At 50.6% G+C, this 22,837-nt stretch carries 15 protein-coding genes and 1 pseudogene; 9 read left to right on the forward strand and 7 right to left on the reverse strand.

Annotated features, from left to right (window positions below):
- Positions 1-100 precede the first annotated feature (100 nt).
- A complete protein-coding gene (locus ING2E5A_RS02960; protein WP_083373161.1) occupies positions 101-2,974 on the reverse strand; it encodes a helix-turn-helix and ligand-binding sensor domain-containing protein in 2,874 nt (957 codons plus the stop codon).
- Between the two features lie 38 nt (positions 2,975-3,012).
- Positions 3,013-3,738: a hypothetical protein gene (locus ING2E5A_RS02965; protein ID WP_071136124.1), complete on the reverse strand. Its 726-nt coding sequence runs from the start codon at positions 3,736-3,738 to the stop codon at positions 3,013-3,015.
- A gap of 176 nt (positions 3,739-3,914) precedes the next feature.
- Between ING2E5A_RS02965 and dut the strand changes: the two genes are divergently transcribed.
- The 7 genes from dut to ING2E5A_RS03000 all read left to right on the forward strand — a co-directional run bounded on the left by dut (position 3,915) and on the right by ING2E5A_RS03000 (position 12,384).
- On the forward strand, positions 3,915-4,349 hold the full coding sequence (gene dut / locus ING2E5A_RS02970; RefSeq protein WP_071136125.1) for a dUTP diphosphatase: 435 nt from the start codon (positions 3,915-3,917) through the stop codon (positions 4,347-4,349).
- A 15-nt stretch (positions 4,350-4,364) separates the two neighbouring features.
- Positions 4,365-6,095 carry a tetratricopeptide repeat protein gene (locus tag ING2E5A_RS02975; protein WP_083373162.1) on the forward strand — a complete coding sequence of 577 codons (1,731 nt, stop codon included), beginning with the start codon at positions 4,365-4,367 and terminating at the stop codon, positions 6,093-6,095.
- On the forward strand, positions 6,092-6,937 hold the full coding sequence (locus ING2E5A_RS02980; RefSeq protein ID WP_071136127.1) for a DUF4292 domain-containing protein: 846 nt from the start codon (positions 6,092-6,094) through the stop codon (positions 6,935-6,937). Before ING2E5A_RS02975 ends, ING2E5A_RS02980 begins: the two co-directional genes overlap by 4 nt.
- Positions 6,934-8,256: a murein hydrolase activator EnvC family protein gene (locus ING2E5A_RS02985; protein ID WP_071136128.1), complete on the forward strand. Its 1,323-nt coding sequence runs from the start codon at positions 6,934-6,936 to the stop codon at positions 8,254-8,256. The genes ING2E5A_RS02980 and ING2E5A_RS02985 overlap by 4 nt, the downstream gene beginning before the upstream one ends.
- Before the next feature lie 41 nt (positions 8,257-8,297).
- Positions 8,298-9,533, forward strand: coding sequence for a nucleoside permease (locus ING2E5A_RS02990; RefSeq protein ID WP_071136129.1), 1,236 nt, complete (start codon positions 8,298-8,300; stop codon positions 9,531-9,533).
- A 38-nt stretch (positions 9,534-9,571) separates the two neighbouring features.
- On the forward strand, positions 9,572-10,090 hold the full coding sequence (locus ING2E5A_RS02995) for a helix-turn-helix domain-containing protein (protein ID WP_083373401.1): 519 nt from the start codon (positions 9,572-9,574) through the stop codon (positions 10,088-10,090).
- 83 nt (positions 10,091-10,173) lie between these two features.
- A complete protein-coding gene (locus tag ING2E5A_RS03000; protein ID WP_071136130.1) occupies positions 10,174-12,384 on the forward strand; it encodes a heavy metal translocating P-type ATPase in 2,211 nt (736 codons plus the stop codon).
- A gap of 66 nt (positions 12,385-12,450) precedes the next feature.
- Here ING2E5A_RS03000 and ING2E5A_RS03005 read toward each other — a convergent pair whose 3' ends face one another.
- Genes ING2E5A_RS03005 through ING2E5A_RS03025 form a run of 5 tightly spaced genes read right to left on the reverse strand, consistent with a single transcriptional unit; the run spans position 12,451 to position 19,060 of the window.
- The gene (locus ING2E5A_RS03005; RefSeq protein ID WP_071136131.1) at positions 12,451-15,249 is read right to left on the reverse strand and encodes a M16 family metallopeptidase; all 2,799 of its coding nucleotides are present in this window, start codon (positions 15,247-15,249) and stop codon (positions 12,451-12,453) included.
- A gap of 55 nt (positions 15,250-15,304) precedes the next feature.
- The gene (locus ING2E5A_RS03010; RefSeq protein WP_071136132.1) at positions 15,305-16,171 is read right to left on the reverse strand and encodes a nucleoside phosphorylase; all 867 of its coding nucleotides are present in this window, start codon (positions 16,169-16,171) and stop codon (positions 15,305-15,307) included.
- A gap of 10 nt (positions 16,172-16,181) precedes the next feature.
- On the reverse strand, positions 16,182-17,174 hold the full coding sequence (gene floA, locus ING2E5A_RS03015; protein WP_071136133.1) for a flotillin-like protein FloA: 993 nt from the start codon (positions 17,172-17,174) through the stop codon (positions 16,182-16,184).
- A 27-nt stretch (positions 17,175-17,201) separates the two neighbouring features.
- Positions 17,202-17,684 (reverse strand): NfeD family protein, encoded by a 483-nt coding sequence (locus ING2E5A_RS03020; protein ID WP_071138163.1) that lies wholly within the window; start codon positions 17,682-17,684, stop codon positions 17,202-17,204.
- An 11-nt stretch (positions 17,685-17,695) separates the two neighbouring features.
- Complete coding sequence (locus ING2E5A_RS03025) at positions 17,696-19,060, reverse strand: PD40 domain-containing protein (RefSeq protein ID WP_161941940.1); 1,365 nt, start codon at positions 19,058-19,060, stop codon at positions 17,696-17,698.
- Positions 19,061-19,431: 371 nt separating this feature from the next.
- On the opposite strand from ING2E5A_RS03025, the pseudogene ING2E5A_RS15945 reads away from it, so the two are divergent.
- Together ING2E5A_RS15945 and ING2E5A_RS03035 are read left to right on the forward strand one after the other, a co-directional pair.
- Positions 19,432-20,146 (forward strand): annotated as a pseudogene (locus ING2E5A_RS15945) (IS110 family transposase).
- A gap of 408 nt (positions 20,147-20,554) precedes the next feature.
- A complete protein-coding gene (locus ING2E5A_RS03035) occupies positions 20,555-22,798 on the forward strand; it encodes a GH92 family glycosyl hydrolase (protein ID WP_071136135.1) in 2,244 nt (747 codons plus the stop codon).
- Positions 22,799-22,837: the final 39 nt, after the last annotated feature.

The raw sequence follows: 22,837 nt of genomic DNA on the forward strand, positions 1-22,837 counted from the left end.
ACATGTTTTTAAAGGGTACTTTTCTACTACTTTAATGATGGATAAAATTCAGAAAATAAAATTGATAAATAAGTGTACTTGATACTATAAAACGAACTGCTCAAGTGAAATTGATCATGAATGAGACCAGATTCTCCTCCTCCTCGAGGTTCAGTTTCTTGCGTAGACGGTAGCGGGCCGCCTCCACGCCGCGCAGGGTCAGGTTAAGCATCTTGGCAATCTCCTTGGATGTATAGTTGAGACGGAGCAGCGCGCAGAGCCGGAGGTCGCCCGGTGTCAGTTCGGGATACCGTTCGGTCAGTTTACGGAAGAAACTTTCGTGGATCAGGTCGAAATTCTCCTGGAATATAGCCCATTCATCCTCGTCCGGGAGATTGCTGTCGATCATTTTGATGAGGCTGATACCGCCGGCCCGGGAAAATTTTCCAGACCTGACATGCTCAAGTATCTCTTTTTTCAGCTGGTTGAGCAGCTCCTGGTGGTTGATAACCATCAGCGTAGCACTGGCCAGCTCCTTGCTTTTGTAGATCAGTTCGTTCCGTAGCTTCTCGCTCTTCATTTCGGCGATCAGCTTCTCCTGGCGATCCAGCTGCGCCAGTCGCTCCTTCTCCTGTTGGGCAAACAGTTTGTTCTTGCGCCGGATAACCATCCGGATATACTCGCGGATCAGGAAGGCAATCAATAGTCCTACCATTACGAAGTAGACCAGCAGGGCAAATGTGCTCTTGTACCAGGGATTCCTGATCTCGAAATCGACGTTGAGGGTGGAGAGCACCTCACCCATATCGTTCAGCACCCTGGCGTGCAGCTGGTAGGTGTTGGCCGGCAGGTTGGGATAAGTGATGGTCAGATCGGTGGAGGTTGTTCTCCAGCGGTTGTCGTAACTCTCCAGAAAACACTCCACGGTGAACCGTTTGTAGCTGAAATCGGGGTAACGGAAGGTGAAGGCGAGGTTGTTTTCGGAGAAGCCGATCACGTTCCGGCCATTCACCGGCAACAGCCTTATTGTATCGCTGTTGCGGTTGTAACTCTCGATCCGGTACAGCTCCAGTCTGGGCGGGTTGCTCCGGGGCCGGTAGGAGTGGTCATAGCGACCGATACCTCCGTTGAGGCAGAAGTAGGAGAGGCGGTGCTCCTTCACGAATATGTTGCCCCGTCCGGCGTTGGGGGGATTGTTCAGGATGGCAAACGGGATCCTGTCGGCGATACGGTACTCCCCACCACTGAACTTTACCAGGGTATACTCCTCCGGCCGCAAGAACCAGAATGCGGTATCGTTGATCGACACGATGCTCCTGGTATCGGTCAGTTGAGGCAGTTCCCGGTTCAGGATCCCAAACGGGACAATCTGCTGGGCGATATCGTCGTAGGTATAAAAGGCGGCGCCATCGGTAAATACCATCCGCCCCATCAGTTTCATGGTGCGGATAGGGCGTGTTGCCTCAGCAGTACTGTCGAGTCTCGTAAAAAACTCCTGCTGGACCACTTTGCGTAGCGCCTCGTCGAGCCTCAGCCGGTAGACCCCCTTGTACATGTGACCCGCCCAGATGTTGCCGGCATGATCCAGCTCCACCTGGTTGATCAGGTCGAAGAAGTCCTCCACTTTATGGCTGTAGCTCCATTGGCCGGAGCTGTTGCGCAGATAAACCTGAAGTGAGGTATAGGTAGACTCCAGCAGGATCTCCCGGTTGTGGACCCGCATCGCCCGGATGTCGGTACCACCGGTTCCCGTCTCGGGGAGCTCCTTTTTCCGGTTGTTCACCACAAAGGCGGTTCCGCTATTGTTGCCGGTAATGATCTGGTTGTCGAATTCCCGGATGAACCACGACTGGATATTGAAATCGGGCAGCTGCGACATCCCCTGCCGCTGGTTGTCATATGTGTAGATCCCCTGGTTGGTAGCCAGGTAGAGCTCCTCCTGCCGTATGAGGATATCCTCCACCATCCCGATATGGATATTTTTCGGTTCGAAGAAGGAGAGAGGCGAATGGGTGCGGATGTGCGATATCCCGTTGTCGAGTGCAGCCCAAAGATTGCTGTCGTCGTCGGTAAATAGGCCCAGTATGGTGTTGTTGTAGAGGCCATTGTTCCGATTGAGCTGCCAGAGCAGGGTGCCGTCGGTTCTCAAGGCATAGAGGCCATGTTTCAGGGTTCCTATTACCATGACCGAATCGGACAGGCGGGTGACCCGGTTTACAGTCTCGCTCTGCAGTTCACGATCCACCTCAGTCGCCAGGCGGATCAGCTCGCCGGTGGCGGGATCAAGGCTAAAGATTCCGCTCCGTTCAGTGGTCAGCAGCAGGATGTTGTTGAACAGCAGCACCGACACCACATGGTCGTTATTGAGCCGCTCCCTGGTCAGCAGCAGTTGGAACTGCTTACCGTCGTAGCGATAAAAGTGGTCGTCGATAAACTGGGCGTAGAGCTCTTCGCCAGCCTTGAAAAAGTAGAGAGGTGCGGGAAAAGGTTTTTCTGTCTTTAGCGTATTGTCCGATTCGTCGTAGACGAAATAGGAGGAGAAGGTCTGGAAGAAGAGCTTACTTCCCAACTTGTGAATTGTCCAGACCTCGTCGTTGTAGAGTGTGAACTCCCTGATCAGCGGTTTGAGCGAGTGGTAGCAAAGTTCATTCTTCCCGTTCTTCTGAAAGTAGCCGAACTCTTCGAATGAGCCCACATATATCCTCTCCTCGGGTGAGGTGTGATCGATAAAGAGTGACTTGACCGACAGATGGTTGGGTAGCGGATTCAGTTGCCAGTTCACCCCGTCGAAACTGAGCAGTCCATGTTCATTGCCAACATAGATCACCCGGTCGCGCCCCTGTGCGACTGCCCAGTTCTGGTTGCCTGCCCTGTAGTTATGGGTTGTATAGTTGAATACCGGAGGGACGAATGACACCTCCTGTGCCAAGCAAAGCTTGCAGATGGCTGTCGCAACGAGCAACAGCATGGATCTTTTGGTAAACAACAATTTCATATCTCGGTGCGACAATAATCCCCACCGCTACCGGTTGGTTATTTTTTCTCCAGCAACTGCCTTATCTCGCTTTCCGAGAGTATCTTCACGTTGGTAAACAGAAATTTCGGGTCGAGGAAATTGCCGTATTGGTTTATTTCGCTTACAGCGGCGTTGATGCATGAGCGTACGTCAGAGTCCAGCGGGAAGAGCATCAGTAGTGTGAAATAGTTCTCTTTCATCTCGAACTTTTCGATTTCCACGTCTGCCAGTTGAAGCTGGAAGCGGAACTCCCGATCCACAATCTCCTTTTGCAGATCGGTAAAGGGGGTGCGGTCCATGGTGGTGAAAAGAGCGAAAAACCGAAGCTTCTTCTCGTGACCGCCCAGACCGGAGGAGACATAGATCTGCTGCTGACCGGACAGGTCGGAACTTAAGATTATCCGGCTGCCGATCAGTGACATTGACGACCAGTTGGCCAGTTCCGGCTCAAGCGGGCTGCTGTGATAGGTTTCGATTGCCCGGTAGGCGCCTACGTCCGGAATGGAAGCCAGACGCAACAAACTTTTTTTCTTTCTCTCGATGGTTGCGTCGGCAGAAAAGAGGATAGCTATCTCTTCATCACGTACAAAAGGGGCATTTTCCCGTCTCAACCTGTCGAAGTAGCGGAAATACTCCATCTGTTCTTCAATGGGGACCAGGTCTTCCAGTACGTGAAACGATTCAATCCCTTGTTCGCTGAGCGTCTGGCGTAAATTCTTCAATAAATCGTCATGCTGGCTCATAGCGTTACAAAGATATCTATTTTTTCACTCCATGAAAACAATTATCTTGAAAATTAACTTGCTCCAGCTGCTCCGTTTCCCTTAAATTTTATCAAATCGATCAATATTTTCGTATAAATGACTAAATTCGCAGATTTAAACAAAACCCTTTATTGTGGTCTACTCTTTAGGATACTATGCAGGTAAAAATTGTCAATAAATCGAAACATCCACTGCCAGAATATGCTACGGCCCTTTCTGCCGGCATGGATTTACGGGCCGATATCGACGGTCCGGTCACCTTGAAGCCGTTGCAAAGGGCACTGATTCCTACCGGGATCCATATACAGCTTCCGGAAGGGTATGAAGCCCAGATCCGACCCAGGAGTGGTCTGGCAGTTAAACATGGTATCTCCATCGTCAATTCCCCAGGGACGATCGATGCCGATTACCGTGGAGAGATACGTGTGGTTTTGGTCAACCTGTCGGATGAAGACTTCGTTATCAGCGACGGTGAACGTATCTGTCAGATGGTGATTGCACAGCATGCCCGGGTGGAATGGCAACAGGTGGACGACCTGGATGAGACGGAGAGGGGTGCCGGTGGTTTTGGACACACAGGGAGGAAATAAATCACATCGAGAATAATGAAATACAACAGATATACAAGCAGCATCATCGTACTGCTCCTGCTTTTTCCGTGCAAACTCTTTTCGCAGGAAGTGGGCCTGATCCTGGACGAGGCTACCCGGAGAAAGTTCGACTACTACTTTTACGAAGCGGTCAATGCCAAAACTCAGGGAAAGTATGCCGAGTCGTTCGATCTGCTCCAGCACTGTTATTCGATCGACTCCACCAACGCCTCGGTTCTGGTGGAACTGGGGGCTTACTACAGCAGCCTGGAGGAGAAAAAAAGGGCGTTGGATTTTTTCCGGAAAGCTGTAAAGTATGATCCGGCAAACTATTACTACAACATGATTCTTGGAGGGGTCTGCAAAGAGCTTGACTTGAAGGAGGAGGTTATCGAAATATATACCCATCTGCTGAAGAGTTATCCCGAGAAGGTGGAACTCTACTTTGACCTCGCCAACGCATACGGCGATAACGGTGATCTGGAGAAAGCGATCCAGTCGCTCGACTCGCTGCAGAAATATACCGGGGTTTCGGATGGCATAACCTTCAATAAGTTCCGTCTGTATAACATGATGGACCAGAAGGAGAAGGCATTCGACGAGATCCGGTCGGTGATTGAGAAGAATCCGGATAACATCCGCTACAAGCTTATCATGGGGGATCTCTACCTGCAGGATAATCAGCCGGAGAGGGCACTGGAATACTATATCCAGGCATCACATATCGATCCCGATGAGCCTTCACTGATTCTCTCCATGGTGAATTACTACGAAAAGATCAACAACAAGTCGGCAGCCGTGGAGGAGTTGCAGAAAGCGATCACCAGCAGCAAGATGGAGGTGGATACGAAACTTCAGCTGTTGGCACGCTACATCAACATACTGCGTCAGAATCAACAGGATATCGTGGCAGCCAATCCGCTCTTCCAGAAATTGTTCGAGCAGCATCCCAACAATACCCGCATCAACATGATGTATGGCGACCTGTTGCTGTTGCAGGGAAACAAGGAGGAGGCGATGAAGCAGTTCGAGATCTACACCCGGGAGAATCCTGCCGATCCTGCGGGATACGAGCAGATGCTACGGATTGTCCTGCCCGACACGCTTGCCCTCGATAAGGTGGTTGAGATTACCCTGGCGGGGATAGAAAACATACCCACCGCCCCGCAGTTCTACTTCTACTTGGGATTGGCCAAGTTCCAGCAGAAGAGATACAAGGAGGCATTGGCCGCATATGAGCAGGGTCTGGAGAGTGCCGAATTTCAAAGCCCAATGCTTGAATCGGACTTTTACGGACAGATTGGCGATATCCATCATTTCCTGAAGAACAACGAGGCCGCTTACGAAAATTATGAAAAGGCGCTGAAGCTGAACCCGCAAAACCTGCCGGTGTTGAATAATTACAGTTATTACCTGTCGCTGGAAAGGAAGAACCTGGACAAGGCTGAACAGATGAGCGGGATCACCATCAAGGCTGAGCCCACAAATCCCACCTATCTCGATACCTACGGTTGGATTCTCTTTGAGCAGGGTGCCTATACCATGGCGAAAATCTATATCGAAAAAGCGATTGAATACGGGAAAGATGAGCTTTCGGCAGAAGTTTTCGAACATTATGGCGATGTCCTTGCCGTGACAGGAGATATCGACAAGGCGGTGGAACAATGGAAGAGAGCCCGTGAGATGGGGAGCGATTCCAGAACATTGAACGAAAAAATCAGAAAGAAGGAGTATATACGGAAATGAACTACAGAAAAGCGATCATTTTTCTGCTCGGATTGTTAGTTGTTGTGGTTGGCCTGCATTCGTGCAGGGCCAAAAAGAGGATTGTAGCCGCTGCGCCGGTTGAAGAGAAGGTGGATGTGGATCTCTTTGCCGATATTTTGGAAAATCAATTTATTTTCAGCACATTTTCATCGAAACTCAACCTGGTGCTCTCATCGGGAACCAGATCGCTGAGCTCCAAGGCGAACCTGAAGATTGTGAAAGACAAGGCGATACAGCTATCCATTCAGCCGTTGTTTGGAGTAGAGATGATACGGCTATATGCCGATCGAGACACCATAGTTTTGCTGGACAGGATGAACAAGCGATATGTGAAAGAGGCAATCGGGGATGTGAGGAGGATCTATCCCGTCGGTTTCGATTTCCATACGCTGCAATCGCTGTTGACCAATCGGGTGTTTATTTCGGGAAAGATGGATCTAGTTGACTCGGATTACGAATACTTTTCTACCGGTCAGCTTTCCGATATGCACTATCTGCTGAAATCGGCAGATGACGGATCGGGAATCGAGTACGGTTTCACGATCGACGGAAATGACCGTGTTGCACTGGCATACCTGATGGAACCGGAAAAGAACTATTCGATGAGTTGGAAATATGATGAATTTGTGAAGGCGCCCGATCGGCCTTTTCCCCATAAGATGGATATAGTGTTGGTCTCTGCCAACAGAAAAATGAATGTTGGGCTGGAGTTTTCAGGCATTACGCTCGACGAGGATTTCACTCTCCAGATATCAGTTCCCGGAAGTTATACCCGGGCAACTCTTGCGGATGTAATTAAAATGTTGACAGCCAATCGATGAAAAAAACGGTTGCGATAGGATTATTCGTGGTGTTTGCTTCTGGCCTCTTTTCACAAACTCCGCAGATCGACCAGCTTCAGAGACAGCAGAAGCTGCTTCAGGAGGAGATCAGGAATACCAACAAGCTCTTTCTCGATGTAAAGAAGGAAGCCACGACAATCCTTCAGCGTATCAATCTTATCAATAAACAGATTGCTGCCCGGAAAGAGATGATGAGACTGCAGCATCAGGAGATTGCAGCCCTGGAGAAAGAGCAGTCGAGACTGGAATTGGAGATCAGGCGGTTGAACGAGGAGTTGAAAGAGAAGCAGGAGAGCTATGCAAAAGCGATTCGTGTAATGCAGGCCAGCCGCTACAGGCAGAACGAGATCTTCTTTGTCCTTTCAGGAAAATCGTTTGGCGAGTCGTTGCGCAGGATGCAGTATCTGCGTGATTACTCCAGGTGGAGAAGGAGTCAAGCTGAAGAGATCAAGCAGCAGAACCTCCTGTTGGGTGCCAGAAAAGATGAATTGGCCAAAGCCCGCTCCAGTAAGCAGGCAGTGCTGGATTCCCTCAAGGCCGAGCAGATGCGTCTACAGAAAGAGGAGCAGCTTCGTCAATCGGAAATGGCAACGACAAAGGGAAAACAGCGGGAACTGCAGAAGATTCTTCAGGATAAACAGCAACAGGCGCGCAAACTGGATCTACAGATAGAGAAACTGATTGCCGAAGAGGTAGCCCGTCAGGAACGGGAGGCGGAAGCCAGACGTAAGCGGGAGGCCGATGCTGCCGCTGCCCGTGCACGTCGTGAAACGGGAAAGGAGTCCACTTCACGGGAAACAGCCGCCAAGCCTGCCAAACCGGTTGCCAAACAACCTGAACCAAAGATTGAGAAGGCAGCTGCCGCTGACGAGACATTCAACCTTTCCCGGAACTTTATTGCCAATCGGGGAAAATTGCCGATGCCTGTTACAGGTACGGCCTCTATTGTTGGCAGTTTCGGTCAACGGAAACATAGCGAGTGGAACATTACCACCAACAGCAACGGAATCGATATACAGGCACAACAAGGGGCGGCTATCCGTACAGTGTTTGAAGGAGAGGTGTCGAAAGTCTTCTCTGTTCCCGGCTACAACACCTGTGTGATTGTACGTCACGGCGATTACTACACCTTCTATGGCAACATTTACGACCTGTTCGTGAAGCCTGGCGATAAGTTGAAAGCAGGCGATCACCTGGGAAGAATTTTTACCGATCCGGATACGGGAGTGGCTACCATGCATTTTCAATTGTGGCAGAAAACTACCAAACTGGATCCGGCTCCTTGGCTGAAACGGTAATCATCATCATTGAATAACTTTTTAAACTACATAACGATAACATGAACATCAAAATCAGACTCATCGTCATGAACTTTCTCCAGTACGCCGTATGGGGTGCATGGCTGATATCTTTGGGTGCCTATCTGGGAGGCGGATTGAAGTTTTCGGGCGTACAGATAGGAAGTTTCTTCGCCACGATGGGGATTGCATCGCTATTTATGCCGGGGGTGATGGGTATAATTGCCGACCGCTGGATTCCGGCGCAGAAACTGCTGGGCCTCTGCCACCTGATAGCAGGCCTGTTTCTCTTCCTGGCCGCACCGCAGACGGAATATGCTCCATTGTATACTTTTGTGCTACTGTCGGTCATGTTCTATATGCCCACTATCGCCTTGTCCAACTCCGTAGCATATACGTCGCTGAGTTCGAAGGGGTATGATACCGTCAGGACATTTCCCCCCATCCGGGTTTGGGGAACCGTGGGATTTATCGTTTCGATGATCGCTGTCGACCTGATCCGGATCGACGGGGTGCAGCTCTCCAAAACATCTTACCAACTCTACTTTTCGGCACTGCTCTCCTTGATTCTCGGACTCTACGCCTTCACCCTGCCCAACTGCGAGGTGAACCGCAGTGCCGACAGGTCGTCACTTGTCGACCGCCTGGGATTGCGCGCCTTTGCCCTGTTTAGACACCGTCAGATGGCCACATTCTTTATTTTCTCCATGTGTCTGGGTATCGCCTTGCAGATCACCAATGCTTTTGCCAACGATTACCTGACCAACCATTTTGGGAACATAGAGGAATTTGCAGGAACCTTTGGTGTGGAGCATGCCAACATTCTCATATCACTTTCGCAGATGTCGGAGACACTCTGTATATTGCTCATCCCGTTCTTCCTGAAGCGGTACGGCATCAAGACCGTAATGCTGATCAGCATGTTTGCCTGGGTGTTGAGGTTCGGTCTGTTGGGTGCTGGAGACCCGGGAGGCGGCGTCTGGATGCTGGTTCTTTCGATGCTGATCTACGGTGTAGCTTTCGATTTCTTCAACATCTCGGGCTCGTTGTATGTCGAAAAGGTTACAGAGCCCGCTATCCGGTCGAGCGCCCAAGGAGTATTCATGATCATGACCAACGGGTTTGGGGCCTTTGTCGGCTCCTATGCTGCAGGAAAAGTTGTGGACCTGGTTGGGTGGCCCCACTCATGGTATCTCTTCGCTGGCTACTCGGTGCTGATTGCCCTGTTGTTCATGATTTTCTTCAACTACAGACATGAACCGGAACCTTTGAAGTGAGACTCCATATCAAAAATATGGTCTGCAACCGCTGCGTGATGGTTGTACGCAACGAGATGGAGCAGCTTGGATTTGACGTGAAGGAGGTCAAGCTGGGAGAGGTCTGGCTGGAGGGGGAGCTCTCGGCAGCGGAAAAGGAGAGGGTAAGGGAGCGGATGATCTCGCTGGGTTTTGATCTGATCGACGACCGGAAAAGTCGTATCATAGAGAGGATCAAGGGTATAATCATCGACCTGGTTCATCACAAGGAGGGGCAGATGCGCACCAACCTTTCCGACCTGCTCAGCAGTGAACTGGCATATGATTACAGTTATCTTTCCAACCTCTTTTCGGAGGTAGAGGGGACCACCATTGAGAAATATTTCATTGCACAAAGAATCGAGAAGGTCAAAGAGTTGCTGGTATACGACGAACTCACCCTGAGCGAGATCGCCTACCGTTTGAACTATTCGAGTGTTGCCTATCTGAGCAACCAGTTCAGGAGAGTGACCGGCCTTACCCCCAGTCATTTCAAACGGATCGGAGAGGTAAAACGGAAGCCGCTCGACAAAATATAAATCTTACAAATCTGTTCCAAAAATCCATAACATTTTTCCGAACATTTACCGCTATTTTTGCATTGTAACGAAAAGATGCAACTATGGCTATTTCTACTGTTCCTTCCGTCAAAAGACGTTTTCCCGTGTTACAGATGGGTTGCGCCGGTTGCGCCGTAAGCGTGGAGAACAAGATTAAATCACTCGAAGGGGTAAATTATGCGGCGGTAAATTTTGCAAATGCTACCGTGACACTGGAGTATCAGCCCGACAAGATTGATCTGGCTGCAATACAGCAGGCGGTCCGCTCTATCGGGTACGACCTGATGGTCGAAGATGAGGCTCAGCCCGACAGGCTCGAGACGATGCACCGGGAGAAGTACAGCGCCTTGAAGCGGAAGAGTATCTGGGCACTGTTGCTTGCCCTGCCGGTGGTGGTGATCGGGATGTTTTTCATGCAGATGCCCCATGCAGGTCTTGTCATGTGGCTATTTACAACTCCCGTGGTCTTCTGGCTGGGGAGGGAGTTCTTCATTAACGGCTGGAAGCAACTCGGACAGCGGTCTGCCAACATGGATACACTTGTAGCATTAAGTACAGGCACTGCCTACCTTTTCAGCCTGTTCAACCTGCTTTTCCCTCAATTTTGGGAGCGTCGGGGAGTGGAAGCCCATCTCTATTTCGAGGCGGCTGCCGTTATCATCGCATTTATTCTGCTGGGTCGGTTATTGGAAGAGAAGGCGAAGGGAAATACCTCCTCGGCATTGAAAAAATTGATGGGATTGCAACCGAAACGGGTGACCGTGTTGAGAAACGGTGATGAGCTGTCGGAGATTCCGGTCGGAGAGCTGGTGGCAGGCGACCTGGTGGTGGTAAAACCGGGAGAGAAGATAGCTGTAGACGGTACTGTAATTTCAGGTGAGTCGTTTGTGGATGAGAGTATGCTGAGCGGTGAACCGATGGCTGTCCGCAAGGAGCCCGGTGAACGGGTATATGCCGGTACCATCAATCAAAAGGGAAGCTTCAGGTTTCGGGCCGACAAGGTAGGGAAAGAGACGTTGCTTGCCCAGATCATCCAGCGGGTGGAGGATGCGCAAGGCAGCAAGGCACCTGTTCAGAAGCTGGTGGACAAGATTGCCGGGATCTTTGTGCCGGTGGTTATCGCGGTTGCGTTGCTTTCGGCTGTTGTCTGGCTGCTATCGGGGAACGAGAACGGGCTTACTCACGCATTACTCTCATTTGTCACCGTACTGGTCATTGCCTGTCCCTGTGCCCTGGGTCTGGCTACGCCCACAGCCATCATGGTAGGCGTGGGTAAAGGAGCCGAAAAGGGTATCCTGATAAAAGACGCAGAGAGCCTTGAGTTGTCGCATAAAGTGAATGCAGTTGTCCTTGACAAGACCGGAACAGTAACTGAGGGCAAGCCGCAGGTGACGGACGAGCTGTGGCTCGACGAGACGGTCAAGCCGCTGCTGGCCAGTCTGGAACAGCAATCGGAACACCCGTTGGCTGAGGCTATTGCCGAACATCTCTCTGGTGAACCGCCGAAAGCCGTTACCGGTTTCAGAAGCATTACCGGAAAGGGGGTGTCTGGTCTCTACGGTGGCGAGACCTATCTGGCAGGGAGTCGGAAACTGTTGAGCGAAAATGGGATTCCCGTGCCGGTTGGGCTGGAGGAGAAGGCCGAGAGGTGGAGCAGATCTGCAAAAACGGTTATCTGGTTCTCGGACAGCCGGAAGGTGCTGGCCCTGTTGGCCATCTCCGACAAGATAAAACCATCGTCGGCGAATGCTGTTACACAGTTGAGGGCGATGGGGGTAGAACTCTACATGCTTACGGGCGATAACCTGAATACGGCTGGAGCGGTAGCCCAGCAGGCCGGTATCGGCCATTTCCAGGCTGAGATGTTACCGCATGAAAAGTCGGAATTTGTGAAACAATTGCAACAACAGGGAAAGGTGGTAGCCATGGTGGGCGACGGCATCAACGACAGTACAGCCCTAGCACAGGCTGATGTGAGTATTGCGATGGGGCGGGGGAGCGATATCGCGATGGATGTGGCAAAGATGACCATCGTATCCTCCGATCTGATCAAGATACCCCAGGCGATACGCCTGTCGCGACAAACGGTCATGACGATCCGGCAGAACCTGTTCTGGGCATTCGTCTACAACCTGATAGGCATTCCGGTTGCTGCAGGAATTCTTTACCCCTTCAACGGTTTTCTGCTCAACCCCATGATTGCCGGCGCTGCCATGGCACTCAGCAGTGTGAGCGTGGTCGGCAACAGCCTGCGGTTGAAGTGGAAGAGATAAAAAAATCGTCCGGCTGTTTCGAAACGGCCGGACGAATAAGATATCGATGTTAACCTTTGTGGCCGTTTATTCCTTCGGCAGCATCACCACCACCGCTTCGTTGCCCTGTGAGAGGAACTCCTTTACAAAGTTCTTCACATCGTCTGCCGTAATGGCGTTGAGCAGGTTCAGGTAGTTGGAGTGATTGTCCTCTCCATAGAAATAGTTGGCATTGAGCACATTCATCCAGTATCTGTTCTCTTTCAGGTTTTCATTATGCTGCTTCACCATATACTCTTTCACCTTGTTGAAATCCTCCGTACGGGGACCATTCTCGGCGATCGACTTCAGCTCGCGGTGAATTATGGCGTTGAGATTCTCCATCCTGGCGGGATCGGTATCGTAAATGATCTGTAGCGTGCTCTGTCCCTTGGGATAGCGGGAGATGCCGCCCTGTGTATAGACACTGTAAGTTCCTCCCTCATCTTCACGGATCTTTTCGGTATAAACGATATCGAGGATCTGGTCGAAAATGCTCATCAACAGGATGTTTTTCTGATTCCGCTCCAGCTTGCCGGAGGCGCCGATGAAGACCGATGCTTTGGGGTTCTGCATCTCGCGCTGGAACTTGTTGTCCGTTTTTCCTTTCACGAAATCCATCGGTACAGGGACAAACTCCCCTTTTTCAGCTTTACCGGGAAGCGATGCAAGGTATTGTTCGATCACCGGTTTGACCTTGGCTTCATCGATGTTGCCGACAAAGGTGAAGACGAAACTGCCCGGATTGCGGAAGAGCTCCTTGTACATCTCCATGATCCGTTTGTAGTCGATCTTTGCAAGATCCTCCACCTTGACCCGCTTTGTCAGCGGGTTTTCACCGTAGATCGATTTTGTGACTGCGTCGCTGAAAGCGACCATCGGGTCTGCCTCCTGGTTCTTCAATTGCGTCTCGATGCGTTGCAGGAACGACTGGAAAGCGTCGTCATCACTGCGTGGGGCAGTAAAATAGAGGTAGACCAGCTGCAACATCGTTTCAAAATCCTTGATGGAGGATGAACCGTTGAAGTTTTGCGTGGTCAGCGTAACACTCGGACGTGCTGATGCTGTTTTCCCGGCAAGAGCCTTCCTCAGGTGAGTTGCGCTGAAATTGCCCACCCCGCCCAACGTGATGACGTTATTCATCATCCGGGAGTTGATGGGGTCCTGAACAGCAAAGTGGGAGTATCCGCCGGCACTGGTTCCGGTCATCACTATCTGATCGTCCTTGAAATCGGTCGATTTCAGGATCACCTTCATGCCGTTCTGAAGTGTCCAGACGGTAGCACCCAGTTTCTCGTCCCTGGTAATTCTGGTAATCCTGCCCGGTGTGGGTGGCTCCGCAATAAGAGGCTCATTCGATACCTCCTCTACGTAGGCTTCAATCTCCTCTCCCTTCACCCGGTTGATCACTTCGATCAGCTCCTCTTCAGTAGGATAGAGCAACCCCTCCTTTTCCGGTCCCGATACTGAAATGACAATATTCTTGTCGCCGATCAACTGGGCAACGGTCTGATTGATGGCCTCAACCGGGATGTTGGGTGCAATCATGTTCATCATGTTGTACTCATACTCGATGCCCGGAATAGGTTCGTTGTTGATGAAGCTGTTCACATATCTCTGCGAATAGTGGCTGTTCCGCTCCTTGTCGCGGTTGTTGAAGCTGTTCTCGTATTGCTTCAGGATATTGGTCCGGGCACGTTCGTATTCGGATTCGGTAAATCCGAACCGTTTTACCCGTTCAGTTTCACGGATCATTGCGGCAACTGCATCCTTGATCTTGTTGTCGGCAGAGCTGCCGGCAACCGTCCAGGCATCTTTGGTCTTTGCCACAAAGTAATCGTCGTCATATGCGTAGGCTGAAGTGAAAGGTGCGTCCGGTTTCTGTATCATCTCCTGGAACCTCTCATTGATCATGCTTGTTGCAGCCGCCTTGATGTAATTCAGCACAAGACCGGCCTGCGACAGCTTGATCTCATCAGGAATCGGATCATGCTTGTAGAACACCATCAGTTGTGTACGTGTCGCTTCCGGGTCGGTAGCGATGGAGACGATAGGTGCATCGTTGTCGGGAACCGGGTAATATTCGCGGGTGGCAGGGTTCTCCTGAGCCGGAATCTGGCTGAAAAGCTCCTTGACCCTGGCCTCCATCTTGTCGATATCGAAATCGCCCACTACAACAATTCCTTGCAAATCCGGACGATACCACTTCTTGTAATAGGCGCGGATCTCCTCCGGCTTGAAGTTGTTGATCACATCGATACTGCCAATCGGTAACCGGTTGGCATATTTGCTGTCTTTGTACATGACGGGAAGCATCTTTTTCCATAACCGGTACTGTGCACCACCGCCGGTACGCCACTCTTCCCGGATTACACCCCGTTCCTTCTCGATCTCCTCATCCTCCAGCAGAATGCCGCAAGACCAGTCGTGCAGGACCAGCAGCACCGAGTCGACCAGGTTCTTGTTGGTTGTGGGTACATCGGTCAGGAAGTAGACAGTCTCGTCGAACGAAGTGTAGGCGTTGATATTTGTTCCGAATTTTATTCCATTGTCTTGCAGGTAGTTGAGCATGTTTTTGCCCGGGAAGTTTTTTGTTCCGTTAAACGCCATGTGTTCAAGGAAGTGGGCCAGTCCCGATTGATTGTCCTCCTCCTGCATTGACCCTACTTTCTGGGCGATATAGAAATCTGCCCGGTTTTCAGGAAGCTTGTTCTGACGGATGTAGTAGGTGAGCCCGTTCTCCAACGTGCCTTTACGAACGTTCGGGTCGACAGGCTGCGGTGAATTCTGCTGCGCCATTGCTGCTATTCCCAGCAGCATCAGCGATAAAAATAGAAATTTTTTCATTGTTGATCTTTTGAATAATTGGTCTTTCAATACCTTGAATTTATGATTTTTAGTATCAAATTCTCTCCAGGACAACCTTTATCAGGTCCTCTATCGATCCTCTGTAATTTGCATTTGATTCCAGTGCTACCCGGTTGGCTATGATCGCACAGACGGTCATGCATTTGTGTCCCATCATCTTGCCCAGGCCGGCAATGGCCGAGCTCTCCATTTCATAATTGGTGATGGAGTAGTCCCGGTACCTGAACGATTCAATCTTTGCATTCAAATCGGGATCGGCCAGTGGAAGCCTTACGTGTCTTCCTTGTGGTCCGTAAAACCCAATGGCTGAAATTGTTACTCCTCGGATCATGTCGTATCCGATACGTTCTACCAACTCCTCGTCGGCGCTCACCACATAGGGTGAACAGTGGTAGGGCGACCAGTTCACATGTTTCTGGAAAGCCTCCTCGAAATCTTCCTCCCTCACCTGTTGTGAGTTGGCATAGTAGTGGAGCAACCCGTCAAAGCCGATCGATTTCTCCGAAACCACATAGGAGCCGATCGGGCAGTGCGGCTGCATTCCACCCGATGTGCCCACGCGGATCATGGTCAATTGTCTCAATTCCGGTTTCACCGTCCGGGTCTGGAAATCGATGTTGGCCAATGCGTCCAGCTCCGTCATCACAATGTCGATGTTGTCGGTGCCGATGCCGTGTGAGAGTGCAGTAAGACGCTTCCCTTTGTAGATGCCGGTAATCGTGTGGAATTCCCTGCTGCGCACATCGCACTCGATGGTGTCGAAAAATGAGGCGGTCAGCGTCACACGGTCGGGATCGCCCATCATCACTATCTTGTCGGCAAGCTGATCAGGCTGGATATGAAGATGGAAAGCACTGCCATCGGGATTGACAATGAATTCAGAATTGGGGATTATTCTCATGGCTCACTACTTATTTGGCGTTCTCCTCTTTTGTTCCGCTTTGTGGCCGGGCTATCGCGTCGCGCATTTCAGTATCCGCCTGGATATTCTTCATGCGGTAGAAATCCATGATACCCATGTTGCCGTTACGAAATGCTTCGGCCATCGCCTTGGGTACTTCGGCTTCCGCCTCAATTACCTTTGCACGGGCTTCCTGTGCTTTTGCCTTCATCTCCTGCTCCAGGGCGATTGCCATGGCGCGTCGCTCTTCGGCTCGTGCCTGGGCGATATTCTTGTCGGCTTGTGCCTGGTCCATCTGCAGAACAGCTCCGATATTTTTGCCGATATCGATATCCGCAATGTCGATGGAGAGTATCTCGAATGCCGTACCGGCATCCAATCCTTTTCGCAATACAAGTTTAGAGATGGAGTCGGGATTTTCGAGCACCGATTTGTGTGATGTGGCCGAACCGATGGAGGATACAATACCTTCACCTACACGGGCAAGGATGGTCTCTTCACCGGCTCCTCCCACCAGTTGTCTGATGTTGGCCCTGACTGTTACGCGTGCCTTGGCTATCAATTGAATGCCGTCGATGGCTACTGCCGAAACTGGAGGGGTATCGATCACCTTGGGATTTACCGACATCCTTACGGCTTCCAATACATCGCGGCCTGCAAGATCAATGGCCGTGGCCATCTGGAAAGGGAGATCTATGTTGGCTTTTGATGCCGAAACCAGGGCGTGGACAACCTGTTCGACGTGTCCGCCGGCCAGGTAGTGCGCTTCCAGGTTGTCGCGGGTGACATTTTTCAGCCCCGCCTTGTGAGCTTCAATCATCGCATAAACAATGGTGTGCGGCGGAACCCGGCGCAAACGCATCAGAAAGAGTTGAACTAGAGATATATGGACGTTTGCCGAGAGGGCATTGATCCATAAGAAGAACGGTACATAGTGAAAAAAGATCAGAACAAAGATTACAATCAATGCGATCAGGATAATCAGAGGAAAAGATAATTCCATAATAATAAATTTATTTGATGATTAAGTTTATTGACCGTTTCGCCTTTTAACCGTGACGTTGTACGATTCAACCCGCACAACTTCGATCTCGGTATCCTCGTCGATAAGCTCCCCGTCGAATGATTTTCCTTCGACCGTGACTTCACCGATCATCACCTTGCCGATGGGATTGAGACGGGAGAGTGTTATTCCGGTATCTCCGGGGCGGAGACTTTTCAGGTTGCTGTTGTCTACCGTCTCTTCAATGTCGGCCGTAAGTGCTATCTTCTGCAGCGATTTTGATTTGAGCAGCCAGACAAACGAGAGTGCGAGCAGAAAGAGTGACAGGGCCAGCGTGACGTTGCCCGCTGTGGAACCCAGGTAGATGTAGGCATAGATAACTCCGCCTACCATAAAGAGCGCACCTCCAATTCCGGCAATGCTGATTCCCGGCAGAAGGAAAAACTCGATGAGCAGAAGCAGAATTCCCAAAACTACCAGAATGGCGACAATGATTAAATTGAAAGTCATGGTGCTACACATTAATAGTTGTTTCTGATCTCTTCGTTGCGCGCCCTAAATTCCAATGATTCCACCTCCCTGTAGAGTTTCCCGGTCTCGTTTTCCAGAGCCAGTATGGAAGCAGCCAGTGAGGATGCATTGGATCCGGCGGCAACCTGTTGCCGTTTTTCAGAGAGCTCCTCCTCGAGTTGTGAGAGACGTGCCCTCAGTTTGATGGCTTGCGAGAAGAGCGATCTGGCAATGTTGCTTTTAAAATCGGAGAGCCTATAGTAGGTTTTTGTGTCGTTGATGACAAATGTGAACTCCCTCTTTTCACTGCTTATCACCTGCTGCCCGGCAGTGGCAAGTGCGGTTTTCAGCAGCGCGGCATAGTCTGCCCCCGGCTTCCAGGAATCTTTTATTGAGGATATCCGTGCCCGGTTTGCCAGATAGGATGCATCCTCACTCTCCAGCAGGGTGACGCCGGTTGAGGGGATAAATGTGTAGATACAGACTGAATCTTTAGCTTGAAACCTGTCGCTGGCAAACCAGCCAATCCCTTTCTCCTCGTCGATGACCATCATGTAATCGTTGAAGGGGGAGTTGAACGGCATGTTCAGCTGGTTGGGCGTGAGGTAGGTGTTGGAGTTCAGGTTGTAGCGGGTGACAAACAGGTCGTATCCGCCCAGCGATCCATGGCCCGTAGAGGCGAAATAGATGGTTAGCCCGTCGGGCATGACAAAGGGGTATGCCTGGTCTCCCTCCTGGTTGATCGATTCAGATAGCCGCTTCTCATTACCAAAGTTATCCAGCAGCTTCTCCATGGTGTAGAGGCTGCTGCCACCTGAAGCATCTTCTTTCGGATAGTAGATCTTGTTGCCCCGTTCATTGAGAAAAAGAACCTGGTTGCTGTTGGGCTGATCCTCGAAAAATGCACTCATCGGCTGTAACGATCCGGCAGATGCGCTCAGCTTGTAGACCGAGAGAAGATCGGATTTCGGAACAACCACGCTGTCGATGATCTGAACATCCTCAGTGCGGTTGATCAGCCGTTTCAGCCTCTCTGCATACTCCTTGTGTGGGGCAAGCGACGCAAGTGCCTCCTTGTTTCTCCGGTTGGCTCTCTCATACCTGGCAAACTCCTTTTCCGCATCCTCGAACCGGTACATCATGGTGTAGAGTCGAGCGAGGTAAAGGTAAGATTCCGGTATGTTTTTCTGCGATGCCACTTCAAGGTGTTGAAGTGCCTTTTGATACTCGCCTTCGTTAAATGCAATCACGCCGAGCCAGTGGTTAAGCTGGGCATTGCCGGGGTTGATCCGGTGCTCGGCTTCGAAAACAGGTTTCGCTGCAGCAATATTCCCCTCATTGTACCATCGTTTTGCATCATCGACCGATTGGCCCATTAAAAGAGCGGGAACAAATAAAAGAATCAATGAATATAATCGGTGGTCTACTTTCATTCTCAGTCTTAAATATAATCACCAAAGATAGGAAAATAATTTGTAAAATGGGCTCAGATTGTCCATATAATCTACATAAACGCAATCGGGCCAGGAGAGCCACTTTTTAAATCTGAAGCACTCCCGGTCAGCAGGTTGACAGAAAATTACCTATCTTTGTCGTCGGTCGGTATAGCGATTGTGGTCTCAGCATAAAAATCAGTTCCTATGTTTGAAATTGTAAAAGACGGATAGGTAGTCCAGTAAAAAAGCTATATCATTTTAGTTAACTTTGTTTTTGAGAGATAACAATCTTAACTTAAACAATATAGCTTATGAACAGAGGACAAAGTAACAAATTAGATTTCAAATGGCAAAATATTTACGTAGGAATCGACGCCCATTTGAAAAGTTGGTCGGTGGCAGTGTTATCCCAACATTCTGTTCTGAAGAAGTTCAGGCAGGATCCGAGTCCGGAATCGCTGCACAAGTTTTTGACAACCCATTATCCGGGAGCGGATTATCATTCGGTTTACGAAGCGGGATTCTGCGGGTTCTGGATACACGAGAATCTGACAGGATTAGGGATCAACAACATCGTTGTCAATCCGGCTGATGTGCCGACCATGAGCAAGGAGAAATTACGCAAGACCGACGCGGTTGATTGCGGGAAACTGGCTTGCATCGGTTCCGGGAATAGGGATAACCACCGCCATGTCGTTGGCGGTCGAGATAGACGATATCCACCGGTTTTCCAGCGCCGACGCACTGGCTTCCTACATCGGACTGATTCCCATGTGCCACTCCAGCGGGGAAAGTCAGGGCGACGGCAACATCACGGTTCGCAAGCACGCGATGTTGCGCTGTTACATAATCGAGGCTGCATGGATAGCCATAAGGAAAGATCCGGCAATGACATTGGCCTATGAGGGATACCGTAAACGGATGAATGCCCAGAAGGCCATAGTCAAGGTAGCCCGTAAACTGGTGAACAGGATATTTTTCGTGCTCAAACATGGACAGGAATATGTGCCGTGCGTTGTCAATTAACATACAATCCTACAGTGTAAGCAATTTTTCCACGGGGGAAACACTGTCATATTATTGCAGCTTTGAAGTCTGCTTAAATTAGTATGTGACCCCCGCCTATCGTAAACTGATACAGGAATTTGCAGCTCCCGCCGCAAGGCCGGGTAGTCTGCTGTGGAAAGATTGTTTACCGTAGGATGTAGGATCGGGTTTTCTTAGCCATATGGACAGTGTCAGTAATACTGAAAAAGGAGGCAGAATATCCACCTCCTAAAGTAGCATTACTGCATACCGTCAGGGTGCTTATTGCTGACAGGTTGCCCCCCGGCAGAGCCTGTTTCCTCTTAACACCCTGATGCAAAGATAAAATTTAAAAGTTAATTAAAATGAATTGTCCAATTTTATTGGGATTTTAAATGGAAAGATAATATGAAACAATCATTGAACAGGATCTTTGCCGTCAGCTTGTTGTTTGCAGGCTGCCTGCTCTTCTCTTGCACGTCACGCCTGAAGGAACCGGCAATGGAGCCGGTCGACTATGTCAATCCCTATATGGGAAATATCAGTCATCTGCTTGTCCCGACCTTTCCTACCGTTCACATGCCCTACAGCATGTTGAGGGTCTATCCCGAGCGTCGAGACTTTACCGGTGATCTGCTGGAGGGTCTTCCCATCATCGTTACCAGTCACCGGGGGAGCTCGGCATTCAACCTGAGTCCCTTCTCCCGGAAGGATCATGGGCTGAAACCGGTGATTGCCTACCATTACGACAATGAAGAGATAACCCCCTATTCCTATTCCGTCTATCTGGAAGAGGAGGGTGTTGCCGTTGAGTATGGACTCTCTCGCCAGTCCGCCATCTACGAACTCAGTTTTGAGGAGGGTGACGAGATTGGGATCGTGCTCAACTCCCGAAGAGGAGAACTCTCCTGGGACGGAACGGCATTATCGGGGTATCAACTGATAGAGAATAATACGAAAGTTTATCTCTACCTGCTTCCTGAACAGCCTCCGCTAAGTGTCTCCGCACTGAAGAATAACGAGTTGACAGGGGAGACCTCCGTGTCTGGACGGAATGCCAGCCTGGTGATGCATTTCCCTTCCAACCTTGGAAAAGTGGTGTTGCGCTATGGTGTCTCATTTATCGATGAAGTCCAGGCCAGGAAAAACCTGGAGAGGGAGGTGGCGGAGAAGAGTCTGGAGAGTGTCAGGAAGGAGGGTCGGAAGTTGTGGAACGACGAGCTCGGGAAGATCAAGGTCTCCGGAGGAACAGAGGATGACAGGGTGGTATTCTACACATCCCTCTACCGCACTTTTGAGCGTCCCGTCTCCATTTCGGAGGATGGACGTTACTTCAGCGCCTTTGACGGGAAGGTGCATGTCGATTCGGGACGTCCTTTCTATACCGACGACTGGATCTGGGATTCATACAGGGCGCACCATCCCCTGCGTGTGATTATCGACCCGAAGCGGGAGGAGGATATCCTGAACTCTTTTGTATTGATGGCCGGGCAAATGGAACATTTCTGGATGCCTACATTCCCGGAAATCACGGGCGACAGCCGACGGATGAATTCCAATCACGGGATTGCTTCGGTATTGGATGCCCATATGAAGGGGTTGGGCAATTTCGATTTGGAAAAGGCCTACCTTGCCGGCAAGGGTGCCGTTATGGAGAAGACGCTTGCACCATGGTCGGGCAAGCCGGCAGGCGAACTCGACCGGTTCTATCGAGAGCATGGGTATATTCCCGCGTTGCGGGAGGGTGAGGAGGAGACCATCCCCGAGGTTCACGGCTTCGAGCGGAGACAGCCTGTTGCCGTTACACTGGGCACTGCCTACGATCAGTGGTGCCTGGCTCAACTGGCCAGGGAGCTGGGGCGGACAGAAGAGCATGACTATTTCATGAACTGTTCGTTCAATTACCGGAACCTTTTTCATCCCGAAACCAAGTTTTTCCATCCCAAGGACGACAGCGGTAATTTTATTCAACCCTTCGATTACCGCTTCTCGGGCGGGATGGGAGCCAGAGGCTATTACGGGGAGAATAACGGCTGGGTTTACCGCTGGGATGTGCAGCACAATATTCCCGACCTGATCGACCTGATGGGTGGGGCGGATGAATTTATAAGGAACCTCGACCAGATGTTTGCCGAACCCCTGGGAAAAAGTAAATATGAATTCTTTGCCCAGTTGCCCGACCATACGGGGAATGTTGGACAGTTTTCAATGGCAAACGAGCCGTCGCTCCATATTCCCTATCTCTATAACTATGCCGGTGCCCCCTGGAAGACGCAGAAACGGATCCGGGACCTGATCAGGCAATGGTTCAGAAACGATCTGATGGGATTGCCCGGCGATGAAGATGGGGGAGGCATGTCGTCGTTTGTGGTCTTCTCGCAAATGGGCTTCTATCCCGTTACGCCAGGACTCCCCGGCTACAGCATAGGCTCTCCCTTTTTTGACCGTGTCGAGATTGATCTCGGCAACGGAAAGATCTTTGAGATTGAAGCCCTAAACAACTCTCCTGAGAACAAATATATCCAGTCGGCTACCTTGAACGGAAAGGCACTGGACAGGAGCTGGATAGAGCATGAGGAGATTGCCGCGGGCGGGAGGCTGGTCTTTGTCATGGGAAACAGGCCCAACCGGGAGTGGGGCCTGGGTGAATGACGCCGGAGGCGCCTGCTGTTTTTTCCATACTTTTTGTAT

Origin of the sequence: Petrimonas mucosa (genome assembly GCF_900095795.1) — a bacterium.
Classification (GTDB): Bacteria; Bacteroidota; Bacteroidia; order Bacteroidales; family Dysgonomonadaceae; genus Petrimonas; species Petrimonas mucosa.